Origin of the sequence: Roseovarius nubinhibens ISM (assembly GCF_000152625.1) — a bacterium.
In the GTDB taxonomy this organism is placed as follows: domain Bacteria; phylum Pseudomonadota; class Alphaproteobacteria; order Rhodobacterales; family Rhodobacteraceae; genus Roseovarius; species Roseovarius nubinhibens.
In genome coordinates this window covers 8,966-32,064 of record NZ_CH724156.1, presented here as the reverse complement: position 1 = coordinate 32,064, position 23,099 = coordinate 8,966, and the positions used below count along the sequence as shown (strand labels likewise).

Annotated in this window: 24 protein-coding genes and 1 tRNA gene; 21 read left to right on the top strand and 4 right to left on the bottom strand. The window is 65.2% G+C overall.

The window, feature by feature from the left end:
- Nucleotides 1–25 precede the first annotated feature (25 nt).
- The 15 genes from ISM_RS00180 to ISM_RS00110 all read left to right on the top strand — a co-directional run bounded on the left by ISM_RS00180 (nucleotide 26) and on the right by ISM_RS00110 (nucleotide 15,662).
- Nucleotides 26–541, top strand: a complete 516-nt coding sequence (locus ISM_RS00180; protein ID WP_040617723.1) for a DinB family protein — start codon at nucleotides 26–28, stop codon at nucleotides 539–541.
- On the top strand, nucleotides 538–1,647 hold the full coding sequence (locus ISM_RS00175) for a dimethylsulfoniopropionate demethylase (RefSeq protein ID WP_040617722.1): 1,110 nt from the start codon (nucleotides 538–540) through the stop codon (nucleotides 1,645–1,647). Before ISM_RS00180 ends, ISM_RS00175 begins: the two co-directional genes overlap by 4 nt.
- 78 nt (nucleotides 1,648–1,725) lie before the next feature.
- Entirely contained in the window at nucleotides 1,726–2,715 is a 990-nt protein-coding gene (gene acuI / locus ISM_RS00170; protein WP_009812063.1) for an acryloyl-CoA reductase, read from the top strand.
- A gap of 846 nt (nucleotides 2,716–3,561) precedes the next feature.
- Nucleotides 3,562–4,065 carry a division/cell wall cluster transcriptional repressor MraZ gene (gene mraZ, locus ISM_RS00165; protein ID WP_050754085.1) on the top strand — a complete coding sequence of 168 codons (504 nt, stop codon included), beginning with the start codon at nucleotides 3,562–3,564 and terminating at the stop codon, nucleotides 4,063–4,065.
- A gap of 3 nt (nucleotides 4,066–4,068) precedes the next feature.
- Nucleotides 4,069–5,064 carry a 16S rRNA (cytosine(1402)-N(4))-methyltransferase RsmH gene (gene rsmH / locus ISM_RS00160; protein WP_040617721.1) on the top strand — a complete coding sequence of 332 codons (996 nt, stop codon included), beginning with the start codon at nucleotides 4,069–4,071 and terminating at the stop codon, nucleotides 5,062–5,064.
- A complete protein-coding gene (ftsL, locus tag ISM_RS00155) occupies nucleotides 5,064–5,426 on the top strand; it encodes a cell division protein FtsL (RefSeq protein WP_009812060.1) in 363 nt (120 codons plus the stop codon). The genes rsmH and ftsL overlap by 1 nt, the downstream gene beginning before the upstream one ends.
- Nucleotides 5,423–7,204, top strand: coding sequence for a peptidoglycan D,D-transpeptidase FtsI family protein (locus tag ISM_RS00150; protein WP_009812059.1), 1,782 nt, complete (start codon nucleotides 5,423–5,425; stop codon nucleotides 7,202–7,204). The genes ftsL and ISM_RS00150 overlap by 4 nt, the downstream gene beginning before the upstream one ends.
- Before the next feature lie 25 nt (nucleotides 7,205–7,229).
- Nucleotides 7,230–8,705, top strand: a complete 1,476-nt coding sequence (locus ISM_RS00145) for a UDP-N-acetylmuramoyl-L-alanyl-D-glutamate--2,6-diaminopimelate ligase (RefSeq protein WP_040617719.1) — start codon at nucleotides 7,230–7,232, stop codon at nucleotides 8,703–8,705.
- Nucleotides 8,702–10,147, top strand: coding sequence for a UDP-N-acetylmuramoyl-tripeptide--D-alanyl-D-alanine ligase (locus ISM_RS00140; protein WP_009812057.1), 1,446 nt, complete (start codon nucleotides 8,702–8,704; stop codon nucleotides 10,145–10,147). The genes ISM_RS00145 and ISM_RS00140 overlap by 4 nt, the downstream gene beginning before the upstream one ends.
- A gap of 3 nt (nucleotides 10,148–10,150) precedes the next feature.
- Nucleotides 10,151–11,233, top strand: coding sequence for a phospho-N-acetylmuramoyl-pentapeptide-transferase (mraY, locus tag ISM_RS00135; protein WP_009812056.1), 1,083 nt, complete (start codon nucleotides 10,151–10,153; stop codon nucleotides 11,231–11,233).
- A gap of 187 nt (nucleotides 11,234–11,420) precedes the next feature.
- Complete coding sequence (gene murD / locus ISM_RS00130) at nucleotides 11,421–12,821, top strand: UDP-N-acetylmuramoyl-L-alanine--D-glutamate ligase (RefSeq protein WP_009812055.1); 1,401 nt, start codon at nucleotides 11,421–11,423, stop codon at nucleotides 12,819–12,821.
- A 118-nt stretch (nucleotides 12,822–12,939) separates the two neighbouring features.
- On the top strand, nucleotides 12,940–14,106 hold the full coding sequence (gene ribB, locus ISM_RS00125; RefSeq protein WP_009812054.1) for a 3,4-dihydroxy-2-butanone-4-phosphate synthase: 1,167 nt from the start codon (nucleotides 12,940–12,942) through the stop codon (nucleotides 14,104–14,106).
- Nucleotides 14,106–14,651 carry a 6,7-dimethyl-8-ribityllumazine synthase gene (locus tag ISM_RS00120; protein WP_009812053.1) on the top strand — a complete coding sequence of 182 codons (546 nt, stop codon included), beginning with the start codon at nucleotides 14,106–14,108 and terminating at the stop codon, nucleotides 14,649–14,651. The genes ribB and ISM_RS00120 overlap by 1 nt, the downstream gene beginning before the upstream one ends.
- Nucleotides 14,648–15,130 (top strand): transcription antitermination factor NusB, encoded by a 483-nt coding sequence (gene nusB, locus ISM_RS00115; RefSeq protein WP_009812052.1) that lies wholly within the window; start codon nucleotides 14,648–14,650, stop codon nucleotides 15,128–15,130. Before ISM_RS00120 ends, nusB begins: the two co-directional genes overlap by 4 nt.
- A gap of 205 nt (nucleotides 15,131–15,335) precedes the next feature.
- On the top strand, nucleotides 15,336–15,662 hold the full coding sequence (locus tag ISM_RS00110; RefSeq protein WP_040618194.1) for a hypothetical protein: 327 nt from the start codon (nucleotides 15,336–15,338) through the stop codon (nucleotides 15,660–15,662).
- A 273-nt stretch (nucleotides 15,663–15,935) separates the two neighbouring features.
- On the opposite strand, the gene ISM_RS00105 is transcribed toward ISM_RS00110, so the two are convergent.
- Entirely contained in the window at nucleotides 15,936–16,724 is a 789-nt protein-coding gene (locus tag ISM_RS00105) for a COG3904 family protein (RefSeq protein ID WP_009812050.1), read from the bottom strand.
- Complete coding sequence (locus ISM_RS00100) at nucleotides 16,721–18,046, bottom strand: hypothetical protein (protein WP_009812049.1); 1,326 nt, start codon at nucleotides 18,044–18,046, stop codon at nucleotides 16,721–16,723. The genes ISM_RS00105 and ISM_RS00100 overlap by 4 nt, the downstream gene beginning before the upstream one ends.
- A gap of 173 nt (nucleotides 18,047–18,219) precedes the next feature.
- Between ISM_RS00100 and ISM_RS00095 the strand changes: the two genes are divergently transcribed.
- Nucleotides 18,220–18,678, top strand: coding sequence for an MmcB family DNA repair protein (locus ISM_RS00095; RefSeq protein ID WP_009812048.1), 459 nt, complete (start codon nucleotides 18,220–18,222; stop codon nucleotides 18,676–18,678).
- Between the two features lie 6 nt (nucleotides 18,679–18,684).
- On the opposite strand, the gene ISM_RS00090 is transcribed toward ISM_RS00095, so the two are convergent.
- Nucleotides 18,685–18,870 carry a DUF6324 family protein gene (locus ISM_RS00090; protein WP_009812047.1) on the bottom strand — a complete coding sequence of 62 codons (186 nt, stop codon included), beginning with the start codon at nucleotides 18,868–18,870 and terminating at the stop codon, nucleotides 18,685–18,687.
- A 191-nt stretch (nucleotides 18,871–19,061) separates the two neighbouring features.
- Here ISM_RS00090 and ISM_RS00085 point away from each other — a divergent pair.
- Nucleotides 19,062–19,138, top strand: a tRNA-His gene (locus tag ISM_RS00085).
- Between the two features lie 45 nt (nucleotides 19,139–19,183).
- On the opposite strand, the gene ISM_RS00080 is transcribed toward ISM_RS00085, so the two are convergent.
- Nucleotides 19,184–19,510, bottom strand: coding sequence for a DUF6476 family protein (locus ISM_RS00080; RefSeq protein WP_009812046.1), 327 nt, complete (start codon nucleotides 19,508–19,510; stop codon nucleotides 19,184–19,186).
- Between ISM_RS00080 and ISM_RS00075 the strand changes: the two genes are divergently transcribed.
- The 4 genes from ISM_RS00075 to ISM_RS00060 all read left to right on the top strand — a co-directional run bounded on the left by ISM_RS00075 (nucleotide 19,509) and on the right by ISM_RS00060 (nucleotide 23,066).
- Nucleotides 19,509–20,534, top strand: a complete 1,026-nt coding sequence (locus ISM_RS00075) for a pseudouridine synthase (RefSeq protein ID WP_009812045.1) — start codon at nucleotides 19,509–19,511, stop codon at nucleotides 20,532–20,534. The genes ISM_RS00080 and ISM_RS00075 overlap by 2 nt on opposite strands.
- Nucleotides 20,535–20,711: 177 nt before the next feature.
- Nucleotides 20,712–21,608 (top strand): RNA polymerase sigma factor RpoH, encoded by an 897-nt coding sequence (gene rpoH / locus ISM_RS00070; RefSeq protein ID WP_009812044.1) that lies wholly within the window; start codon nucleotides 20,712–20,714, stop codon nucleotides 21,606–21,608.
- Nucleotides 21,609–21,716: 108 nt separating this feature from the next.
- Nucleotides 21,717–22,739 carry an alpha/beta hydrolase gene (locus ISM_RS00065; protein ID WP_009812043.1) on the top strand — a complete coding sequence of 341 codons (1,023 nt, stop codon included), beginning with the start codon at nucleotides 21,717–21,719 and terminating at the stop codon, nucleotides 22,737–22,739.
- A gap of 57 nt (nucleotides 22,740–22,796) precedes the next feature.
- Entirely contained in the window at nucleotides 22,797–23,066 is a 270-nt protein-coding gene (locus ISM_RS00060) for a DksA/TraR family C4-type zinc finger protein (protein ID WP_009812042.1), read from the top strand.
- The last annotated feature ends 33 nt before the right edge of the window (nucleotides 23,067–23,099 follow it).

Sequence of the window (23,099 nt, the reverse complement as noted above, 5' to 3'; positions counted from 1 at the left end):
GGGTCTTGGCAGGAGCGTTGCCCCAATGACCGTCTCTCCGGAGTTTTGCCAGCTGATGGCGCGCTACAACCTCTGGCAAAACCAGAACCTTGTGGCGGCGGCCGAGGCGCTGTCGCCCGCAGCCCGGGCCGAAGAGCGCGGCGCGTTCTTTGGCTCGATCGCGGGGACGTTTTCGCATCTGCTCTGGGCCGATCTGGCCTGGATGTCGCGCTTTGAGGCGGGCGAGGCCCCGGCCTGCGGCGTCACCGGCAGTGCCGCGCTCTTTGCCGATTGGGAGGCGTTCAAAGCCCAGCGCGCCGAGACGGATGCGCGCATTCTGGCTTGGGCGCATGCGCTTGGGGTGGCGGAACTTGCCAGCGATCTCGCTTGGTATTCCGGCACTCTGGGGCGCGATGTGACACGGGCTCTGGGCCTATGCGTCGCGCATTTCTTCAACCACCAAACCCATCACCGGGGGCAAATCCACGCCATGCTGACGGCGGCGGGGGCGCGCCCCGGGGATACCGATCTCTTTGTCATGCCAGAGGATGTTGGCCGATGAGCCCAGCCATGATTTCCCAGACCCGCCGCCTGCGCCGCACGCCCTTTTCCGATGGGGTCGAGGCGCAAGGCGTCAGCGCCTATACCGTCTACAACCGGATGCTGCTGCCGACCGTGTTCGAGAGCGTCGAGGCGGATTACCACCATCTCAAGAAACATGTGCAGGTCTGGGACGTGGCCTGCGAACGTCAGGTCGAGCTGCGCGGCCCCGATGCCTCGCGGCTGATGCAGATGCTGACCCCGCGCGATCTGCGCGGCATGGGCGTTGGCCAATGCTACTACGTGCCGATCGTCGATGAGACGGGCGGCATGCTCAACGATCCGGTGGCGGTCAAGCTGTCCGAGGATCGGTGGTGGATCTCCATCGCCGACAGCGATCTGCTGCTCTGGGTCAAGGGCGTGGCCAATGGCTATCGGCTCGATGTGCTGGTGGATGAGCCAGACGTGTCGCCCTTGGGCATACAGGGGCCGAAATCGGACGAGTTGATGGCGCGGGTCTTTGGCGATGCGGTGCGCGACATCCGCTTCTTCCGCTATGGGGTCTTTGATTTCGAAGGCCGCGACATGGTCATCGCGCGTTCGGGCTATTCCAAACAGGGCGGGTTCGAGATCTATGTCGAGGGCGGTGACATCGGCATGCCGCTCTGGGACGCGCTGTTCAAGGCGGGCGAGGATCTGCAGGTCCGCGCTGGCTGTCCCAACGGGATCGAGCGGATTGAGGGCGGTCTGCTCAGCTATGGCAATGACATGACCGATGACAACACGCCCCATGAATGCGGGCTGGGCAAGTTCTGCAACACCCATACCGCCATCGGCTGTATCGGCCGGGATGCGCTGTTGCGGGTGGCCAAGGAAGGCCCGGTGCAGCAGATCCGCCCCATCGCTATCGCCGGCGATCCGGTGCCGGGCTGTGACCGGGTCTGGCCGCTCTATGCCGGGGACAAGCGGGTCGGTCAGGTGACCTCGGCCGCCTGGTCGCCCGATTTCAACACCAACGTGGCCATCGGCATGGTGCGGATGACCCATTGGGACGCGGGCACCGAGCTGCGGGTCGATATCAAGGGCGAAGAGCGCGCCGCTGTGGTGCAGGAAAAATTCTGGCTCTGACAGGGGCGGTCGGGGGCGCGGCCCCCGCGGCTCCAAGACACACAGTCAGGGCATTCACATAAGATGGAGGAGAGAGACATGTTCAAGGCATTGGTCGTCAACAAGGACGAAGAGAGCGGCAAGACATCCGCTTCGGTGGAAGAGATCGATCTGGCGCAGCTGCCGCAGGGCGAGGTGACTGTGGCGGTGGAATATTCCACCGTGAACTACAAGGACGGGCTCTGCATCGGGCCGGGCGGCGGGCTGGTGCGCAACTACCCGCATGTGCCGGGGATCGATTTCTCGGGCACCGTCGAGGAGAGCTCGGACGACCGGTACAAGCCCGGCGACAAGGTGGTGCTCACCGGCTGGCGTGTGGGCGAGGCGCATTGGGGCGGCTATGCGCAAAAGGCGCGGGTGCGCGCCGATTGGCTGGTGCCGCTGCCCGAGGGGCTCGATGCGCGGCAAGCGATGGCGGTGGGCACCGCCGGTCTCACCGCGATGCTCGCGGTGCAGGCGCTCGAGGATCAGGGGCTCAAATCCGGGCCGGTGCTGGTCACCGGTGCTGCGGGCGGCGTCGGGTCCGTGGCGACCGCGATCCTCGCCAATCTCGGGCATAAGGTGGCGGCGGTCACCGGCCGCGCCGAACAGGCCGATTACCTGCGCGATCTCGGGGCCAGCGACATCCTCGGTCGTGAAGAGTTCGAAGAGGTGACGCGCAAGCCGCTCGAAGGCGAACGCTGGGGCGGCTGCGTCGATGCGGTGGCGGGCGCCATGCTGGGCCGGGTGCTCAAGCAGATGGAATATGGCAGCTCGGTCGCGGCCATCGGTCTCGCGGGGGGCGCGGCGATCGAAGGCGCGCTCATCACGCCCTTCATCCTGCGCGGCGTGAACCTTCTCGGCATCGACAGCGTGATGCAGCCCTATGACAACCGCGTGCGCGCCTGGGAGCGCATCGCCCGCGATCTGCCGATGGACAAGCTCGAGGCGATGGTGCAGCCCGCGACGCTCTCGGATCTGCCGGGGCTTGGCCGCGACATCCTCAAGGGTCAGGTCAAGGGCCGCGTGGTGGTCGACGTCAACGCCTGATCGGGGCAGGGGCCACAGCGGGCCCACAGCGGGCCGCAAGGTTCGACAGAGACAGGGGAGGGGCGTGCCAGCGGGCGCGCCCCTTTCGCATGCGGTGGATGGGACGGCATGGGAGGTCTGGGATCTCATGGGACAGCTGGGACGCCATGGGACGGCGTGGGTCAGGCCAGAGCAGGGCAGAGAGCGCCAGAGCAGGGCACAGGGCACGGATCGGCGCAGATCAGCAGGGAAATCATGGGCGGCACGGGAATTCATGGGCCGATGAGCGGCAATTTGCGAATCACTTGGGGCGATTTGGCAGGAAATCGCGGGTTCCCCGGGTGATTTGCCGGGTTTTCTCGGGCTGACAGGGCTGCTAGAGCGGGCTCTGCGGCCTTGATTCACTGAGATTCTCCGAAATCCCGGGAATATATGGGAAAAAAATTGGGCGCTGCGACTTGTCTATATCTTGTGTGTGGTCAAGTCACTTTCCGCTAGGTTGTGTGCGAAATCTCCCAAAACGGCCACATCATCTTGTTTTTTAAGGGCCTCCAGAACAACATCCTGTGGTGATTTCCCGTAAAAACTTGTTGATCTCCATGAATTCCCATGGCATCCCTATAGACACGATGAGGACGGGATCAAGGGGCAGCAAGACCCCAACCAAAACTCCCAAGTCAGGTTTCATACAGGCGCCCGCTTCATCAGAAACGAAGAGATCCGGCGCGCGGGCGAGCAGACATCCCCCCAGGTGGCGCGCGCAGCTGGACACCCCGCTAAGCGGGACGAGGGCGACGGGTAGGGCAGTGGCAGCAGCTCTATCCGTCGTTTCGTTTCCGGGAGGCAACACGCAAGGGACAGGACAAAGTGGCCCGCAGGTTCAGAGGCGAAAGCCATCACAAGGTAGATACGAAGGGCAGGGTCTCGATCCCGGCCTCGTTTCGCCGTGTGCTGGAAGCGTCCGATCCGAACTGGCGCGATGGCGACACGCCCGAGCTGGTCATCGTCTATGGCGATCACCGCCGCAATTACCTCGAATGCTATACGATCGAAGCCATCGAAGAGGTGGATGCCAAGATCGACGCCCTGCCGCGTGGCTCGATGGAGCGCAAGATGCTCCAACGCCTCTTTCACGGTCAGAGCTTTCCCACCACGGTCGATGAAACCGGTCGTCTTGTGCTGCCTGCCAAGCTGCGGCAAAAGATCGATCTCGACAACGAGGCCTTCTTTATCGCCGCCGGTGACACGTTCCAGATCTGGAAGCCCGAAACCTACGAGGCGGAAGAGCTGGCCCGGACCGAGGAATGGCTCGACGAGCTGCCCGATGACTTCGATCCGCTGATTTTCCTGGACAACGCTGCAAAGGAGTGAGGGATGTCACCTGCTGCCACACCCCCCTCTGACCGCGACCCCCATATTCCCGTTTTGATCGAACCGCTGATTGCCGAGGTGGCCCCGGTCACTGGCACCTGGCTCGACGGGACGCTCGGGGCGGGCGGTTATACCCGCTATCTTCTCGCCGCCGGGGCCGACAAGGTCATCGGTGTCGACCGCGATCCGCTGGCCCATGATCTCGCCGCCCAATGGGGCGCAGAGTATGGCGACCGGCTCGAGCTGGTGCGCGGCGTGTTCTCCAAGATGGACGATTACGCCACCGATCTCGACGGGGTGGTGCTCGATCTCGGTGTGTCGTCGATGCAGCTCGATCAGCCGATGCGCGGCTTTTCCTTCCAGAAGGACGGCCCGCTGGACATGCGGATGAGCCAGGAGGGCGAGACCGCCGCCCATATCGTCAACAGCGCCGACGAGGGCGATCTGGCCGATATCCTCTTTCTCTATGGCGAGGAACGCGCCAGTCGCCGCATCGCCCGCGCCATCGTCCGCGCCCGCGAAGAGGCGGCCATCGTGACCACGTTGCAACTCTCTGAAATCGTTGAAAAATGCCTGCCGCGCCCCAAGCCCGGTCAGGCCCATCCCGCGACCCGCTCGTTTCAGGCGCTGCGCATCGCGGTGAATGATGAATATGGCGAATTGGCCGAGGGTCTGGCGGCGGCGGAACGCGCGCTCAAACCCGGTGGCAAGCTCGCCGTGGTGACCTTTCACTCCATCGAGGACCGCATGGTCAAACGGTTTATCCAGTCGCGGCTCGGCGGCGCCGGGCGGGGCAGCCGCCACGCCCCCGAGACCATTGAGGTCGCCCCGCAATTCACCCAAGTGAGCCGCAAGGCCACCTCGGCCAGCGAAGCCGAGATCGACCGCAATCCGCGCGCCCGCTCGGCGCGGCTCCGGGTCGCCACGCGCACCGATGCGCCGCCCGCGCCGCTCGACCGCCGCGCCATCGGGATGCCACAGCTCGGAGGGCGCCGCTGATGCGCAGCTTCTTCTATATCCTCAGCGCCTTGATCGTCGTCGGGTTGGCCTTCTGGGCCTATCGCGAGAATTACGAGACCCAGGCCGCGCAGGACCGGGCCGAACGGCTCGAAACGCAGATTGCCGGCACCCGCCAGCGGCTGCGCGTGCTCAAGGCGGAATGGGCCTATCTCAACCGTCCCGACCGGCTCCGCGATCTGGCCGAGCTGAATTACGAACGTCTTGGCCTCTTGCCGCTGCAGCCGCATCAGTTCGGCCGCGTCGATCAGGTGGCCTACCCGCCGGTCGCAGGCGCGCTCGAAGGCCTGCCGATTGATCTGAGCAATTCCGTGGATGTGTCCGCACAGGAGAGCGTAGAATGATCCGCACCCCGCTTCGGCCTCTGGCCCGTATCCTCAAGGCCCGCCATCAGGGCGAAAACCCCGACGCCATCGAACGCGAGAACATCCGCCTGCGCCACGAAGAGATGCGCGACCGCGACCGCCGCCGCGCCGAGGGGCGGCTTTTGGTCATGGGGGCCATGTTCTTTTGCGCCTTCATCGTGATCGGCGGGCGGATGGCGGTTCTGGCCCAGTCCGAACCGGCCGAGCCGCGTGCCAGCGCCGCGGGTGCCTCGATCCTCGCCCAGCGCGCCGATATCGTCGACCGCAAGGGCCGCATCCTTGCGACCAATTTCGATACCCACAGCCTCTATGCCCAGCCGCAGCAGATGATCGAACCGGAACGCGCCGTGCGCGAGCTGGTCAAGATCTTCCCCGATCTCGATCAGGACCGGCTGATGCGCGACTTCACTGGCAAGCGCAAGTTCCTGTGGATCAAGAAGAAAATCAGCCCCGAACAGCGCCAGGCCGTGCATGACATTGGCGAGCCGGGCCTGCTCTTTGGACCGCGCGAAATGCGCCTCTACCCCAATGGCAAGCTGGCCGCCCATGTGCTCGGCGGTGCGAGCTTTGGCCGCGAGGGCGTCCATGCCGCCGAGGTGATTGGCGTGGCGGGGATCGAGCGTTTCTACGACGACCGTCTGCGCGATCCGGCGCAGGGGCATGAGCCGCTCAAGCTCTCCATCGATCTCACCATCCAATCCGCCATCGAACAGGTGCTCCACGGCGGCATGCGCCTGATGAACGCCAAGGGCGCGGCGGCGGTGCTGATGGATGTCCACACCGGCGAAGTGATCTCCATCGCCTCGCTGCCCGATTTCGACCCGAACGACCGGCCGCGCCCGGCGGTCTCTGGCGATGCCAGCGACAGCCCGCTGTTCAACCGCGCGGTGCAGGGCGTCTACGAGCTCGGCTCGACCTTCAAGATCTTCACCGTGGCACAGGCCATGGACCTCGGGCTCATCAACCCCGAGACGATGATCGACACCAAGGGCCCGCTGCGCCAGGACGGGTTCAGCATCCGCGATTTTCGCAATTACGGCTCTTCGCTGAGCGCCACGACGGTGATCGTCAAATCCTCCAACATCGGCACCGCCCGCATCGCCCAGATGATCGGCGCCTCGCGTCAGCAGGAGTTCCTCAAATCGCTCGGCTTCTTCGAGCCGACGCCGTTCGAGATCATCGAGGCGGCGGGCGGCAAACCGCTGCTGCCCGCCCGCTGGAACGAGCTGTCGACCATGACCATCTCCTATGGGCACGGCCTCTCGTCGAGCCCGCTGCACCTCGCCGCAGGCTATGCGGCGATTGCCAATGGCGGCACCTATGTGAAACCCACGCTCCTGCACAAACCGCGTGTCGAGCCGGGCCACCGGGTCATGTCCGAAAAATCCGCCCGCGCCGCGCGTGACATGCTGCGCAAAGTGGTCAGCGAAGGCACCGCCAGCATGGGCGAAGTGCCGGGCTACGCGGTGGGCGGCAAGACCGGCACCGCCGATAAACCCAAGCCCACCGGCGGCTATTACGACGACAAGGTGATCGCGACCTTCGCCACGATCTTCCCGGCGCATGACCCGAAATATGTGCTGGTGGTGACGCTGGACGAGCCGGTGGAAACCTCCGGCAAGGAACCGCGCCGCACTGCTGGCTGGACCGCCGTGCCGGTCGCCGCCGAAATCATCGGCCGCGTGGCGCCGCTTCTGGGCCTCAGACCCGAGATTGAACCCGCCCCATTGGCTGATATAACGCTCACATCGAACTGAGCGGCCAGTGGAGGGCGGGAACGCCATGCGTAAATCTTTGACCGAGTTGGGGCTGACCGCCCAAGGCGGTGCCCAGGCCCTTGTCACCGGCCTGTCGGTGGACAGCCGACAGACCCGCGAGGGCCATCTCTTTGCCGCTTTGCCGGGCACCAATGTGCATGGTGCGCGCTTTATCGCCACCGCGCTCGAGCGCGGCGCGGCGGCCGTGCTCACCGATGCCGAGGGCGCGGCGCTGGCCCGCGATCTGCTCGACGGGGCGGCGGTGGCGCTGGTGGTGGCGGAAGACCCGCGCCAGACGCTCTCTTATGCCGCTGCGCTCTGGTATGGCGGCCAGCCCGAATGCATGATCGCCGTCACCGGCACCAATGGCAAAACCTCGGTGGCGAGCTTTACCCGGCAGATCTGGGCCGAGCTGGGCTTTGAGGCGGTCAATCTCGGCACCACCGGGGTCGAGGGCGCCTATCAGGTGCCGCTCGCCCATACCACGCCCGAACCGATCACCCTGCACCGCGTCCTGGCCGAATGTCAGGCGGCTGGTGTTACCCATGCCGCGATGGAAGCGTCGAGCCACGGGCTCGCCCAGCGCCGTCTCGACGGGGTACAGCTCGCCGCGGCGGGCTTTACCAATTTCACCCAGGATCACCTCGATTACCACGCGAGCTTTGACGAATATTTCGACGCCAAGGCCGGGCTCTTTGCCCGCGTCCTGCCCGAGGATGGCACGGCGGTGATCAATATCGACGATCCGCGCGGTGCCGAGATGGCCGAGATCGCCCGCCACCGGGGGCAGGGCATCCTCTGCGTCGGACGCAAGGACGAGGCCGATCTCATCCTGCGCGCCCAGCGGTTCGAGACCACCGGTCAGACCATGCGCTTTGACTGGGAAGGCCGCCCCTATCAGACCACCGTGCCGCTCATCGGCGGGTTTCAGGGCGAGAACCTGCTGCTTGCCGCCGGTCTCGCCATTGCCACCGGGGCCGATCCGTCGCGCGTCTTTGACACCTTGCCGCAGATGCGCACGGTGCGGGGCCGGATGGAACTGGCCGCGACCCGCGAAAACGGCGCGGCGGTCTTTGTCGATTACGCCCATACCCCCGATGCGGTCGGCACCGCGATCCGCGCCCTGCGCCCGCATGTGATGGGCCGTCTCATCGCCATCGTCGGCGCCGGTGGCGACCGCGACGCGGGCAAACGCCCGCTGATGGGCCGCGCGGCGGGCGAACATGCCGATCAGGTCATCGTCACCGATGACAACCCGCGCAGCGAAGATCCGGCGCTGATCCGCGCCGCCGTGCTCGAAGGCTGTCCCGAGGCGCTCGAAATGGGCGACCGGGCCGAGGCGATTCTGCGCGGCGTCGACATGCTGGGGCCGGGGGATGCGCTGCTGATCCTCGGCAAGGGCCATGAGACCGGGCAGACCGTCGGCGACGATGTGCTGCCTTTCGACGATTGCGAACAGGCGAGCGTCGCCGTGGCCGCCCTTGACGGGAGGCTCGCATGAGCGCGCTTTGGACCGCCCGCGAGGCGGCCGAGGCCACCGGCGGCACAGCGCAAGGCGACTGGCAGGTCTCCGGCGTCTCCATCGACACCCGGACTTTGGCCGAAGGCGATCTCTTCGTGGCGCTCAAGGCCGCCCGCGATGGCCATGATTTCGTGGCGCAAGCCTTGGGCAAAGGGGCAGGGGCCGCGCTGGTGAGCCATATCCCCGAGGGCGTCGCCGCCGATGCGCCGCTGTTGATCGTCGAGGATGTGCTGGCCGCACTCGAGGCCTTGGGCCGCGCCGCCCGCGCCCGCAGCGAGGCGCGCGTCGTCGCCGTCACCGGCTCGGTCGGCAAGACCTCGACCAAGGAAATGCTGCGCACGGTGCTGGCGCGTCAGGGCCGCACCCATGCCGCCGAGGCAAGCTATAACAACCATTGGGGCGTGCCGCTGACACTGGCCCGGATGCCGCGCGACACCCAGTTTGCGGTGATCGAAATCGGCATGAACCACCCCGGCGAGATTGCGCCCTTGGCGCGTCTGGCGCGGCCGCATGTGGCGATGGTCACCACCGTCGCCGCCGCCCATCTCGAAGCCTTCGAGAATATCGAGGGCATCGCCCGCGAAAAGGCCGCGATTTTCGAGGGGCTGGAGCCGGGCGGCATCGCCGTGGTCAATGCCGATCTCGACACCACCCCCATTCTCGAAGAGGCCGCGACCCGCGCCGGGGCCAGCATCCGCCGCTTTGGCACCAAGGCGCGCGACTATCATCTCGATACGGTGCAGATCACCGGCGATCGCACGGTGATCCGCGCCGAGATCCAGGGCGAGACGGCGCTGTTCAAACTTGACTGCGCGGGCCGGCATTTCGCGATGAACGGGCTCGGGGCGCTGGCCGCCGTGGCGGCGCTCGGCGGCGACGCGGGCCGCGCCGCCCCCGATCTGGCGCTCTGGCAGCCGCCCGCCGGGCGCGGCACCCGCGAAGATGTGATGATGGACGAGGCCCGGCAGGGCTGGGTGCTCGATCTCATTGATGATGCGTTCAACGCCAACCCGACCTCGCTCGAGGCGGCGCTCGAAGTGCTCGCTGCCGCCACGCCGCGCGACAATGTCGGGCGCATCGCCCGCGGGCGGCGCATCGCCATTCTGGGCGACATGCTCGAACTTGGCCCCAATGAGATCGCGGTGCATACCGACATCGCCACCTGGCCGCTGATTGCCCAGCTCGACACGGTGCATTGCGTCGGCCCCCGGATGCGCCACCTCTGGCAGGCGCTTCCCCGCGCACAGCGGGGCACCTGGGCCGATATGGCCGAGGAAATGGTTGCAGAACTCCCCGATCTGGTGGATGCGGGCGACGTGGTTCTGGTCAAGGGTTCCAAGGGCAGCCGAGTGAGCCTTGTGGCCGAGAGCCTGCGCAATATCGGGCGTCGTCGACGTCCCAATAATAACGAGGACGATTGAACAATGCTCTATTGGCTGACTGCCCTGTCTGACGGTGGCGATCTCTTTAACCTGTTTCGCTACATCACATTCCGGGCCGGTGGGGCCTTTCTCACGGCGCTGTTCTTCGGCTTCCTCTTCGGCCCGCCGCTGATCAACGTGCTGCGCCGCCGTCAGGGCAAGGGCCAGCCGATCCGCGAAGACGGCCCCGAGACCCATTTCGCCAAGGCCGGCACACCGACCATGGGCGGGCTGTTGATCGTCGGCGCGATGCTAACCGCGACGCTGCTCTGGGCGCGGCTCGACAACCCCTATGTCTGGGTGGTGATGATGGTCACGCTGGGCTTTGGTCTCATCGGCTTTGCCGACGACTACGCCAAGGTCTCCAAGGGCAACCACAAGGGCGTGCCGGGCAAGGTGCGCCTCGCCATCGGCTTCTTTATCTCGGCCGTTGCCGCCTATGTGGCGACGCTCTTTCACCCCGAGGCGCTGCAGCATCAGCTGGCGCTGCCGGTGTTCAAGGATGTGCTGCTCAATCTCGGCTGGTTCTTCATCCCCTTTGCGATGATCGTGATCGTCGGCTCGGCCAATGCGGTGAACCTCACCGATGGGCTCGACGGGCTGGCCATCATGCCGGTGATGATCGCCTCGGTATCGCTCGGCGTCATCGCCTATGCGGTGGGGCGGGTCGACTTTACCGAATATCTCGATGTGCATTACGTGCCGGGCACTGGCGAAATCCTGATCTTTGTCGCGGGGCTCGTGGGCGGCGGCTTGGGCTTTTTGTGGTATAACGCCCCGCCCGCCGCGGTCTTTATGGGCGACACCGGCAGCCTTGCGCTCGGTGGCGCGCTCGGTGCCATCGCGGTGGTGACCAAGCACGAGATCGTGCTCGCCATCATCGGCGGCCTCTTCGTGGTCGAGGCGCTCTCGGTGATCATTCAGGTGCTCTATTTCAAACGCACCGGCAAGCGGGTGTTTCTCATGGCCCCGATCCATCACCATTACGAGAAAAAAGGCTGGTCCGAGCCGCAGATCGTGATCCGCTTCTGGATCGTGGCGCTGATCCTCGCGCTGATCGGTCTGGCGACGCTCAAGGTCCGGTAATCCGCCCGCCCAGATCGGCGTCCAAGGGCGCGATTCAATCAGGCGCGTGGGCGACATCGCCCACCGCCGTCTTACCGACGCAATACCGACAGGTTACCGACAGGGCGATTTCGGCCCGGATTTGTCCATACTGGACCTTCCGCCCCGCCCGCTGTAGCGATAGATCATCAAGGAATAGAGGTGGCCAATGATACCAGTCATCGGGGTGGAAGAGCAGCGGATCGCAGTCCTCGGGCTGGGCCGTTCAGGCCTCTCGGCGGCCCGCGCCCTGCGCGAGGGCGGCGCTCATCCGATCTGCTGGGACGACAATGAGGCGGCCCGCGACATCGCCGCAGGCGAAGGGTTCAAAGTGAGCGACCTGTCCCGCCAAGGCGCCTTTGACGACATCGCGCTCTTGGTCACCAGCCCCGGCATCCCGCATCTCTATCCCGAACCCAACCGCGTCATCGCCGCCGCCCTCGCGGCGGGCGTGCCGGTGGACAATGACATCGGGCTCTTCTTCCGCTCCTTCGCGGCGCAGGGATTTGATGAGTTCGACACGCCGCCGCGCGTGGTGGCGGTCACCGGCTCGAACGGCAAATCGACCACTTCGGCGCTCATCCACCATGTGCTGAGCGAAGCCGGGCGCGCCTCACAGCTTGCGGGCAATATCGGGCGCGGCGTGCTCGATATCGACCCGCCCGAGGATGGCGGCGTGGTGGTGCTGGAACTGTCGAGCTACCAGACCGAACTCGCCCGCGCGCTCACCCCCGATGTGGCGGTCTTCACCAATCTGAGCCCCGATCATCTCGACCGGCATGGCGGGATGGGCGGCTATTTCGCGGCCAAGCGGCGGCTCTTTTCCGAGGGCGGCCCCGATCGCGCGGTGATCGGCGTCGACGAGGCCGAGGGCCGGTTTCTCGCCAACCAGCTCTCTGTCGGGCCGAGCGACGACCGGGTGATCCGCATCTCGTCCGGCACCAAGCTCACCGGTCCCGGCTGGCAGGTCTTTGCCCGCAAGGGGTTCCTGAGCGAATACCGGAAGGGACGACAGGCCGGATCTATAGACCTGCGCGAGATCAAGGGCTTGCCCGGTGCCCATAACCATCAAAACGCTTGCGCCGCCTATGCCGCCTGCCGCGCTCTCGGCCTCGCGCCCCGGGTGATCGAGGCCGGATTTGCGAGCTTTGGCGGCTTGCCGCATCGCAGCCAGCTCATCGCCGAACAGAATGGCGTGAGCTTTGTCAATGACAGCAAGGCCACCAATGTCGACAGCGCCGCGCGCGCCCTCATGGCCTATGGCCGCATTCGCTGGATCTGCGGCGGCTTGCAAAAAGAGGGCGGTCTTGCGGGCCTCGCGCCGGGGCTGGCCAATGTGGTCAAGGCCTATGTGATTGGCCGCGAGGCGGCGGCGTTCGCGCTCGATCTGGGCGAGACCGAGACCGAGATCTGCACCACGATGGAGCGCGCCGTGGCCCGCGCCATGGAAGAGGCGGAACCGGGCGATTGCGTGCTGCTGGCCCCAGCGGCGGCGAGCTTTGACCAATACGACAATTTCGAGCAGCGCGGCGATGATTTCACCGCCCGGGTGCGCGCCAACCTCGGCTGATACCCCTCAACCTTGCAGCAGCCCAGTACCAGCCCCGCAGAGGGGCTGTGCAACTCTGCACTGGCATCTGGGGCGCGGCTCTTGTATCGGAGGGCCCGACACCACCAGAGGCTGCCCCATGTCCGATACCGTCCCCTTCGAGAAACCCGGCCCCGTCGAGGCAGGGCTTCGCGACGCCATCGCCACGACCGAAGAGATCATCGAAGAGGCCCGTGCCGGCCGGATGTATATTCTCGTCGATCACGAGGACCGCGAGAACGAAGGCGATCTGGTGATCCCCGCCGAACATGCCGACGCCGCCGCGATCAATTTCATGGCGACCCATGGCCGCGGGCTGATCTGCCTGCCGATGACCGCCGAACGCGTTGAAACGCTGGGCCTGCCGATGATGGCGGTGAACAATTCCTCGCGCCACGAGACCGCCTTCACCGTCTCCATCGAGGCCCGCGAAGGGGTGAGCACCGGCATTTCCGCCGCTGACCGCGCCCTCACCATCGCCACCGCGATCAATGAACAGAAATCCGCCGCCGATATCGCCACGCCGGGCCATGTCTTTCCGCTGCGCGCGCGCAAGGGCGGGGTGCTGGTCCGCGCCGGTCACACCGAGGCGGCGGTCGATATTTCGCGTCTGGCGGGGCTGCATCCCTCGGGGGTGATCTGCGAGATCATGAAGGACGATGGCACCATGGCCCGTCTGCCCGATCTGGTGGAATTCGCGCAGAAACACGAGATGAAGATCGGCACGATCTCCGATCTCATCGCCTACCGTCACAAACATGACAACCTGATCCATGAGGTGCGCCGCGAAAAGGTGACCTCGTCGCATGGCGGCGCCTGGGACATGGCGATCTATGCCGATCAGATCACCGGCACCGAACATGTGGTGCTGAGCAAGGGCGACATCACCGATGGCGCACCGGTGCTGGCCCGGACCCATGCGCTCGACGCGCTCGAGGATGTGCTGGGTATCGGGCTCGAGGCGACGGGCAGCGGCCCCACCGGCAAACTGCCCCGCGCGATGGAGATCATCGCCGCCGAGGGGCGCGGTGCCGTGTTCCTCTTCCGCCAGCCCCGGCCGCGTCTCGCCTCCGAGATGGAGGATGACGACACGCCGCGCACCATCAAACACACCGGGCTCGGCGCACAGATCATGTCCTATATGGGCCTGCATGAGCTGATCCTGCTCACCGACAGCCCCGACACGCGCTATCTCGGGCTCGATGCCTACGGGATTTCCATTGTCGGCACCCGCCCGATCAGCGGTGCCAAAGCGGAGACGAACTAATGGCTGCCAGCGAATATTCCTTGCCCCGTGCCGAATTTGACAAGCCGGTGAAACTGCTCATCGTGGTGGCGCCGTTCTACCGCGACATCGCCGATCAGATGATCGCCGGGGCGACGGCCGAGATCGAAGCCTCGGGCGGCAGCTATGAGATTGCCGAAGTGCCCGGCGCGCTCGAAATTCCCACCGCCATCGGTATTGCCGAACGGCTGTCGAATTTCGACGGTTACGTGGCGCTGGGCTGTGTGATCCGCGGCGAGACGACCCATTACGACACGGTCTGCAATGACAGCTCGCGGGCGATCACCTTGCTCGGCCTGCAGGGGCTCTGCATCGGCAATGGCATCCTCACGGTCGAGAATATGGCCCAGGCCGAAGCCCGCGCCAATCCGGAAAAGATGAATAAAGGGGCAGGGGCCGCCGCTGCGGCCTTGCATCTCGTGGCGTTGACGCGCAAATGGGGCGCTCCGCGCAAGGGCGTGGGCTTTGCCCCGGCGGCAGAGGAATACAAACTCGCAGGCGACCCCAAGGACACCCCGACAGCATGAGCGACAGACCCAATATCTCCGGCAACCAACAGCGCAAAATGCGCTCGGCCGCGCGTCTCTATGCGGTGCAGGCACTTTTCCAAATGGAACATTCCTCGCTCTCCGTCGACGAGGTCCGCCGCGAATTCCTAGAATTCCGCTTCGGCGCCGAATTCGATGACGGGATCGACATGCAGGAAGGCGATGCCGAGCATTTTGCCGATGTCATCGAAGGCGCGGTGCAGTGGCAGGCCAAGATCGACCAGATGACCGACCGGGCGCTGGTGGCGAAATGGCCGATCGACCGGATCGACCCGACGCTGCGGGCGCTGTTCCGGGCGGCGGGCGCCGAGCTGATGCAAGAGGGCACACCGCCCAAGGTGGTGATCGTCGAATATGTCGACATCGCCAAGAGCTTCTTCCCCGAGGGGCGCGAGCCGAAATTCGTCAATGCCGTGCTCGATTTCATGGCGCGCGAGGCGAGGCCCGAGGCGTTCTGAGCCGGGTTACCCCCTCTGATGACATAGAAAAAGCGCGCAAGGTTTGACCTGCGCGCTTTTTTTTTGGGCAGTTGTCAGGGGCCGCGCGACCCGGCTTTGCATTAATTGCGCAAGACAGGGGAAAGACCTGCGGAAAATGGCTCATCCGGCTTGAGACCCGGAAACGATGCGCTATAGTTTTTATCTGAAATGGGGGGAATCGTTCATGCCAGAACCGCTGCGCGCCTACAAAACCACGATCCTGATCGGCTTTGCCGCTGCGGGGGTGTTTTTGGCCATGGCGCTGTGGTTCGATGTGGCCGGTCTCCGGGGCGCGATCCAGCAGTCCGACATTGGCTGGCTGGCGCTTGTGCCGCTGTGGCTCGGCAATGGCGCGGTGTTCTCGGGACTGCAAGCCGCGATCAGCGCGGGCGGCACCGATGACGATGATGACGAGCCGCGTGGCGGCCATCGCCACCCCCGGATGGACCAAGAGATGATCGCCATCCGCGTGCGCGCTGATCAGTCCCGCAAGCCCGGCCTGCGCCGCTAATCCCACCGCTTTCACCAGAGGCTGAAACGCAAAAGACCCCCGCGAGGGGGTCTCTTCATGTTTGCGGTAATGTGGCGGGCCCGCACGCGACCGTTTGGTTATCTCATTCCCGAGGACCTGTATATACAGGTGGGCGCCGGGTAACCGAACCAGGGCTCGGACAGAGCCAGCTCCCTCGGAATTGCTTAAGGCCACCGGAATGCAACCGTTCACGAGAAGGGCAGCACCCGCCACAGCCCTACTTAGGGTGCTCGAGGGGCCACGACAAGGGTGCTAATTTGTGTCGGCGATAAATCCGTAGTCGCGCAGCTCTTCGGGCAAGAGCACATAGATTTCGTCCGGCGGCGTGGTGAGCGCATGCTGCATGACCCGCAGATCGATCCCCATCTCGACGAGATAACCCACGACCTCGCCCTGACCGGTCTGAATATCCTCGACGGCAAAGGCCGCGGGCAGGATGGTGCTCTCGCCGAAATAATGTTGATGCACACCCACTTGGGCCGTGTCGTCAATGTCGCGGGTGGCGCCCGCGGCAAGCACGTAAGGGCAGGCGGAATAGCAGAACTCACCGGCGAGCATCTGCGTGGTGAGGCCCGCCTCTCGGATATGCCGCCCAAGCGCCAGCGCCTCCTGCACCACCCCGCCGGGGGATTGCAGCACAAGGCGCTCTGCCGCCGGTGTGAGCGACGCCAGCCGCTCGATCATCCGCGCCGCGTCGCCCGGGGCAATCTCGCCCTCGAGCCGATAGGTCGTCCCCTCGATCTGGTCTAGCGTCAGTCGCGCTGGAATATCGCCGGGCGGGCGCGCCGGCTGGGTCCCCGGGCGGTCGCGGTCAGGGCGAAAGACCCGGCGTTGATCGCCGGGGCGCACCGGATCGCTGAGCGGCGGCGCCTCCGGGCCAAATCCCGGAAAGGCACCGATCTGCACATCGCCCAGCACCAGCAGCCCGCCCAGCCCCAGCTGCAAGACCAGAACCCCAGTCAGGATCCGCGCCACCAGCGGTGGGCTCGTCACCTCGGGCTCTTGCGTGGCCTCTGTCTCTAGATCGGGCGGTGCACTCATCCCGTCGATCCCGAAAACGGTTTGACCTCGGCGCTCGGGGTCTCTTTGGCGCTCTCGGCCTCGGGCGGCTTGCGCGTCTCGGGCAGGTGCTCGGCATCAAAGGCGAGATCCACATCCCGCGCGGCCCGCAAGGCGGCACGCAGCTCCGACAGGGTCATCGTGTCCTCGACCGAGGCCCCGTCGCGGCCCTGCCGGATCGCCGATTGCGTGATCGCGAGAATAAAGACGAGCACCGCCGGCAGCAGGTCGATGGCGATGGCCCCGGCCCAGGAGGGGATGAAATTGCGCGCATAGAGGATCACCGCATCGGCGGAGGACACCGGCGTATAGGTCACCTCGGGCGCGGCGGGCAGGGCGCTCACCTCCTGCGCCGCACGTTCAAGCGTGGCGGCCCGCTGGCCCAGAACCTCGAGCACCGATTTGATCGTCGCGGCCTGATCATTGCGGCCCTCGGCGCTGCGGCTGTCGAGCTCGGGCAGCACCACCGAGGCCGCGAGATCCTGCGCCGCGCGTTCGACCAGCGGCGCGACCGTCAGTTGCCGCATCTGGGTGATCAGCCCCTGCAGCCGCACGGCGGCCTCGGAAAACTCGACCGACCGGGCCTCGACCGGGCCTTGCTCGACGGTGAGCGCGCGCATCCGGCTCAGGATCGCGTTGCCCTCGGAAAAGGCGTCATTGACGCGCGGGGTCTGGCTGGCAATCTGCGCCTCGAGCGCCGACAGCTCGGCGGCTTTTTGCCGGAGCACCCGGAACACCGCGCCACGCCCGGCCAGCCCCGACAGATCGCCGGTGGCCTCCTGTTCGCTCAGATCCTCGAAACTCTGGCGCACCCGCGCCACATCGCGTTCCAGCGCCTGACCGGTCAGGGCAACCTCATGGGCCCGCTCAAGGCTGGTTTGATAATCCTGCACGGTCTTGGCCAGATGCTGTTCCACCGCCGCCGATCCCGCCAGCGCCGCCGCGTTGAGCCAGCTCGACATGGCAATGATCGCCACCGAGCCAAGCCCCATCGCCCCGAGCAACGCCACCCGCGCTTGCGCTGTGCGCACCGCCGGGAAGAGCCGCAGAAGATAGGACCAAAAGACGAAAATACCGACCGAAACCGCCACGGAATAGGCGATGGCGGCGAAAACCGACATCGCGCCATTGTCATCGAGAAGCGACGACACCCCGAGATAGGTATAGATGCCGGAGGCCACGGAGAGCACGCCGAGCGCCGTGCCGGAAAACGTGCCGAGCCAGGTGACATGGCCCTCAAGCTCGCGCGCCATGCGCAGATCGCGCCCGCCGCTTCTGTCGGGATCGGGGGTGGGTCTGGTCATCGGGAAAGGGCCTTTCTCATGGCAATGAAACGCGGTGATAAATGGTCGGATCCGCATGGCGTTAAGGATTTCGCAGCGGCCCCAACCACCATAGGCAGGATTTCGGACCTGTCAAAGCGGCGCGACGCAGGGGCAGGGGTTGAAAATGTTCCCGCTTCGTTCATATTGGGGTCATGTCTGATCGCGATGCCATCCTTGCCTCTGTTCCCGTGCTGCAACCCGGTCAGGCCCTGGCCCGGGGGGTCTGCCGCCATCTGCGCGGCCATGGCTTCGCCTCGGTCGAAGAATTCGTGCCCGAGCGGGGCAAGCGCGTCGATGTCATGGCGCTCGGCCCAAAGGGCGAGATATGGGTGATCGAGTGCAAATCAAGCCGCGTCGATTTTCAGACCGACCGGAAATGGGATGGCTATCTCGAATGGTGCGACCGCTATTTCTGGGCGGTGGACGAGGCTTTTCCCACCGATCTGCTGCCCGAGGGCACCGGGCTTATCATTGCGGACGCCTATAATGCCGAGATCCTGCGCATGGCGCCCGAGCATAAACTGCCCGGCGCGCGGCGCAGCGCGCTCACACGCAAATTCGCCCGCCATGCCGCCCAGCGGCTTCAGGCGTTGCGCGATCCGAGGATCTGATCGGGTTTAGCCCGCGGCAGCGGCGGCCTTGGCGGCGGCGAGGATCTCACCGGCGATTTCTTCGGCCTCTTCGGGCGAGAAATCCATCGGGATCTCAATGTCATCCGCCGCGATGAACAGGCGGACCATGCCGGCGTCGGTCGGGCCGATCTGCAGGTTGGCTTCGATGTCGCGTTCTGTATTGATGCCCATGGGTCTCTCCGCACTTGTGCCGCGTGAGGTAAACTTTTGCCCAAGGTTTGACAAGCGGCAAGCGCAGTTTGTCCGATGCGGCCGGGGCGAGGGCCAGACCGGGCCTGCGGAAATTTCCCGACAGAAGATGAGAATTTCCCGCGCAAGACCTCTTGCATTCGCGCAACGGGCCAGCTAAATCGCCCCCCAGTGCCGCCTTAGCTCAGTTGGTTAGAGCGCTAGATTGTGGATCTAGAGGTCCCCCGTTCAAGCCGGGGAGGCGGTACCACTTCTCCCCCTGTCGATCAGCCCTGATATGATGCCCTTCTGGGCCTCACTCGCGCGTGGCGGGGACGTCGATCTCCTGCAGGATGTCTTGGCCTGTTTCATCGAGGATCAGGATGTGCCCCGCCTGTGTTACAACGGCGATCCAGCCGTCGCCGCGCGTGATGGCCGAGGCGGTTTCGCCCGCGGGCAGGGCAAGCTCGGTGGGAAATCCGGGGCTGGGCGCGGCGCGGTCCTCGCCAAGGGACGAGAACCTGATGACAAACAGGGCGATGATCACTAGAAGGCCCACTATCGTCACAACCGTCAGCACTGTCACCAACAGGCGCAGATATTTCAAAGTCGCCGGATCGACCGGCTGAGGAGTGTCGTCCATGGCATCCACGCAAGTTGTCTTTACAATCGCGGCCAATCCGCCGCCGCGCCTTGATAAGGCGCTTTCGCGCGATGTGCCAGAGGAGGCCCATCTGTCGCGCACCCGGCTTGCACGTCTGGTGGAAGAGGGGGCGGTCTCGGTCAACGGGGCCGAGGCGCGCGATGTGAAATCGCGGGTGGCCGAGGGCGACGAGGTGGTGATCACCGTGCCCGTGGCCGAAGAAAGCGACATCCTGCCCGAGAACATCCCGCTCGACATCGTCTATGAGGACGCGGATCTGCTGGTGGTGAACAAGCCCGCGGGCATGGTCGTCCATCCCGCGCCGGGCACGCCGCGCGGCACGCTGGTCAATGCGCTCCTGCACCATTGCGGCGGCGATCTGTCGGGGGTGGGGGGCGTGCGTCGCCCCGGCATCGTGCACCGGATCGACAAGGACACAAGCGGGCTTTTGGTGGTGGCCAAGAGCGATCAGGCGCATCACGGGCTTGCCGCGCAGTTCGAGGCCCATAGTGCCGAGCGGGTCTATCAGGCCATCGTCTATGGCGTGCCCGATGCGGCCGATCCGCGTCTCGGCGGGTTGCGCGGCGTCGGGTTCGAGCCGGGCAATGTGCTGCGCATCACCACACAGCTCGCCCGCCACCGCACCGATCGCCAAAAACAGGCGGTGCTGTTTGACGGCGGCAAACATGCGGTGACGCGGGCCCAGGTGACCGAACGGCTGGGCGATCCGGCCTCGGTCGCGCTCATTGAATGCCGTCTCGAAACCGGGCGCACCCATCAGATCCGCGTCCATCTCGCCTATGCCGGGCATGGCCTCTTGGGCGATCCGGTCTATGGCGGGCGGCGCGGATTGCCGAAACGCGGGTTTTCCGCCGAGGCGGCCGAGACGCTGGCCACGTTCAACCGTCAGGCGCTTCACGCGGGCCATCTCGGGGTGATCCACCCGGCCAGCGGGGAACCTCTGCGCTTTGACGCGCGTTTGCCTGAGGATATGGCGGGGCTCTTGGCCGCGCTGCGGGGCTGAGCCCGGATTGACATCATTCGCACGTCTGCGTGAGGCAAGACGGCAAAGCTCGCCAAACGGCGGGGCGCGGTTCATATTGTCTTCAGCTTTCGCGCTTAAGTGGCTTGAACCGGCCCAAGGGCGACCCTATCTGAATGTTAACTCCCTTAACTTAAGGGGCAAAGAGGGGACAGAAACATGAGCAATTATGCAAATCTGCCGGCACCGACGCCGGAAGGCGGGCTCAACCGCTATCTGCAGGAAATCCGCAAATTCCCGCTCCTTGAGCCGGAAGAAGAATATATGCTGGCCAAGGCCTGGGTCGAAAAACAGGACACCGAGGCGGCGCATCGGATGGTCACAAGCCACCTGCGGCTCGCGGCCAAGATCGCCATGGGCTATCGCGGCTACGGCCTGCCGCAGGCCGAAGTCATTTCCGAGGCCAATGTCGGCCTGATGCAGGCGGTGAAACGCTTTGACCCGGAAAAAGGCTTCCGCCTCGCCACCTATGCGATGTGGTGGATCCGCGCCAGCATTCAGGAATACATCCTGCGCAGCTGGTCGATGGTCAAACTCGGCACCACCAGCGCCCAGAAGAAGCTTTTCTTCAACCTGCGCAAGGCCAAGGCCCGCATCGGCGCGCTCGAAGAGGGCGACATGCATCCCGACAACGTCAAGCGGATCGCCACCGATCTCGGCGTGACCGAGGATGAGGTGATCTCGATGAACCGGCGCATGTCGGGCGGCGATGCCTCGCTCAATGCCACCGTCGGCTCGGAAGGCGAGGGCACGATGCAATGGCAGGATTGGCTCGAGGATGAGGATGCCGATCAGGCGGGCGATTATGAGAAGCGCAACGAGATGGAAACCCGTCTCGAACTGCTGACCGAGGCGATGGATGTGCTCAACGACCGCGAAAAGGACATCCTGTCGCAACGCCGCCTCAATGACGAGACGGTGACGCTCGAGGATCTCAGCACCGAATATGGGGTGAGCCGCGAACGCATCCGTCAGATCGAGGTCCGCGCCTTCGAGAAGCTGCAAAAACGCATGCGCAGCCTCGCGCAGGAGCGGGGGATGTTAACCCCGGCCTGATCGTCGCCTTGACCGGATCGGCAGACTACGCCAAGACTATAGTCCCGTCCCCCAGCCCGGGGGACGGGATTTTTCTTGGGGGATTACCGGGTGCGTCTGACACTTGTTTTGGCATGTCTGAGTATCGGCCTCGCTGGCTGTGGCGAGCGTCCGGTCGCGCGGGTCGCCCCGCCGAGCCCGGCGGCGCAACAGCAGCAGATCTATGTCGCGACACAGCGCAATCTGCGCGAGCCGGGCAACAGCTTTGGCGAGAAACGCCCGACCAAGCTCAATTTCGTCGGCATGACGGTGAGCGTGCCGCCGACCCATAAGATTGGCCAGATCGAATGGCCCGATGACACGCCCGACGCCAACACCGATTTCGTGATCACCGAGAGCCGCCATTTCGCCAGCGGCGCGGCAATGCGCAACGACCTGCTGCGCCGTCGCAAGCCGGGCGAAAGCGAAACCGTGCTCTTCGTGCATGGCTATAACAACACGCTCTCGGATGCGCTCTACCGCTTTGCCCAGATCAAGAATGATTTCGGCGTCACCGCGCCCGCGGCGCTCTATTCCTGGCCCTCGGCGGGCGATCCGCGCGGCTATGCCTATGACCGCGATTCCGTGCTCTTTGCCCGCGACGACATGGAGGAAACCCTGCGCCTGTTGAGCCAGGGCAATGACAAGGTTTTCATCCTTGCGCATTCCATGGGCGCGCATCTGACGATGGAAGTTCTGCGACAGGCGGCACTGCGCGGCGACAAGCGGCTCTTGTCGCGGATCAGCGGCGTCGCCCTCATGTCGCCCGACATCGACCCCGATCTTTTCCGCAAACAGGCCGAGGCGATCGGCACGCTGCCGCAGCCCTTCGTGATCTTCACCTCGCGCGAGGACCGTGCGCTGGGCCTGATCAGCTTTATCACCGGGCGCAAGGCGCGTCTGGGGCGGCTCGACAGTGCCGAACAGGTCAAGGGGCTCAATGTCTCGCTTCTGGATTTCACCGAGCTTGGCGGCGAGGGCAGCGATCCTCTCAAGCATTCGGTGGCGGTCACCTCGCCACTGGCGGTGGGCGTCGTGCGCGGCATGATCGAACAGGCCGGGGCTGGCGGCGGACGGTTCGGGGATTATATGGTGCTCAAGGCAACGCCCTAAGGGTTTAAATCCCCGTGGCGGTCGCCGGTGAGACCCGTGATGATCAGGAGATGAGCGATGGCCGGTGTATGGTCCCGCGATGGCGCGGTCAGCGAACAGATCGAAGCCTCCATTTCAGATGAGCTCGCCCGGCTCAAGGCGCGCAAACAGCCGCAGGGCGAGAGCCTGACCCATTGCGCCGAATGCGAAGAAGAGATCCCTCTGGCCCGCCGTGAGGCCATTCCGGGCGTCAAGCTCTGCATCGATTGCGCCAGCGACCGGCAGGCTCAGGCCACCCCGCGCGGCGGCATCAACCGGCGCGGCTCGAAAGACAGCCAGCTCAAGTAACCTGTCTGGTTGACGTGATCTGAGGTCGGGTGA

What these genes read in the sequence shown, in the direction of transcription:
- ISM_RS00080 (WP_009812046.1), bottom strand. Translation starts at nt 19,510, where the DNA reads ATGGACGACACTCCTCAGCCGGTCGATCCGGCGACTTTGAAATATCTG.
- ISM_RS00075 (WP_009812045.1), top strand. Translation starts at nt 19,509, where the DNA reads ATGGCATCCACGCAAGTTGTCTTTACAATCGCGGCCAATCCGCCGCCG.
- ISM_RS00090 (WP_009812047.1), bottom strand. Translation starts at nt 18,870, where the DNA reads ATGGGCATCAATACAGAACGCGACATCGAAGCCAACCTGCAGATCGGC.
- acuI (WP_009812063.1), top strand. Translation starts at nt 1,726, where the DNA reads ATGTTCAAGGCATTGGTCGTCAACAAGGACGAAGAGAGCGGCAAGACA.
- ISM_RS00060 (WP_009812042.1), top strand. Translation starts at nt 22,797, where the DNA reads ATGGCCGGTGTATGGTCCCGCGATGGCGCGGTCAGCGAACAGATCGAA.
- ISM_RS00180 (WP_040617723.1), top strand. Translation starts at nt 26, where the DNA reads ATGACCGTCTCTCCGGAGTTTTGCCAGCTGATGGCGCGCTACAACCTC.
- ISM_RS00095 (WP_009812048.1), top strand. Translation starts at nt 18,220, where the DNA reads ATGTCTGATCGCGATGCCATCCTTGCCTCTGTTCCCGTGCTGCAACCC.
- ftsL (WP_009812060.1), top strand. Translation starts at nt 5,064, where the DNA reads ATGCGCAGCTTCTTCTATATCCTCAGCGCCTTGATCGTCGTCGGGTTG.
- ribB (WP_009812054.1), top strand. Translation starts at nt 12,940, where the DNA reads ATGTCCGATACCGTCCCCTTCGAGAAACCCGGCCCCGTCGAGGCAGGG.
- ISM_RS00140 (WP_009812057.1), top strand. Translation starts at nt 8,702, where the DNA reads ATGAGCGCGCTTTGGACCGCCCGCGAGGCGGCCGAGGCCACCGGCGGC.
- rpoH (WP_009812044.1), top strand. Translation starts at nt 20,712, where the DNA reads ATGAGCAATTATGCAAATCTGCCGGCACCGACGCCGGAAGGCGGGCTC.
- ISM_RS00145 (WP_040617719.1), top strand. Translation starts at nt 7,230, where the DNA reads ATGCGTAAATCTTTGACCGAGTTGGGGCTGACCGCCCAAGGCGGTGCC.
- nusB (WP_009812052.1), top strand. Translation starts at nt 14,648, where the DNA reads ATGAGCGACAGACCCAATATCTCCGGCAACCAACAGCGCAAAATGCGC.
- ISM_RS00175 (WP_040617722.1), top strand. Translation starts at nt 538, where the DNA reads ATGAGCCCAGCCATGATTTCCCAGACCCGCCGCCTGCGCCGCACGCCC.
- ISM_RS00100 (WP_009812049.1), bottom strand. Translation starts at nt 18,046, where the DNA reads ATGACCAGACCCACCCCCGATCCCGACAGAAGCGGCGGGCGCGATCTG.
- ISM_RS00120 (WP_009812053.1), top strand. Translation starts at nt 14,106, where the DNA reads ATGGCTGCCAGCGAATATTCCTTGCCCCGTGCCGAATTTGACAAGCCG.
- ISM_RS00105 (WP_009812050.1), bottom strand. Translation starts at nt 16,724, where the DNA reads ATGAGTGCACCGCCCGATCTAGAGACAGAGGCCACGCAAGAGCCCGAG.
- ISM_RS00150 (WP_009812059.1), top strand. Translation starts at nt 5,423, where the DNA reads ATGATCCGCACCCCGCTTCGGCCTCTGGCCCGTATCCTCAAGGCCCGC.
- mraY (WP_009812056.1), top strand. Translation starts at nt 10,151, where the DNA reads ATGCTCTATTGGCTGACTGCCCTGTCTGACGGTGGCGATCTCTTTAAC.
- ISM_RS00110 (WP_040618194.1), top strand. Translation starts at nt 15,336, where the DNA reads ATGCCAGAACCGCTGCGCGCCTACAAAACCACGATCCTGATCGGCTTT.
- rsmH (WP_040617721.1), top strand. Translation starts at nt 4,069, where the DNA reads ATGTCACCTGCTGCCACACCCCCCTCTGACCGCGACCCCCATATTCCC.
- murD (WP_009812055.1), top strand. Translation starts at nt 11,421, where the DNA reads ATGATACCAGTCATCGGGGTGGAAGAGCAGCGGATCGCAGTCCTCGGG.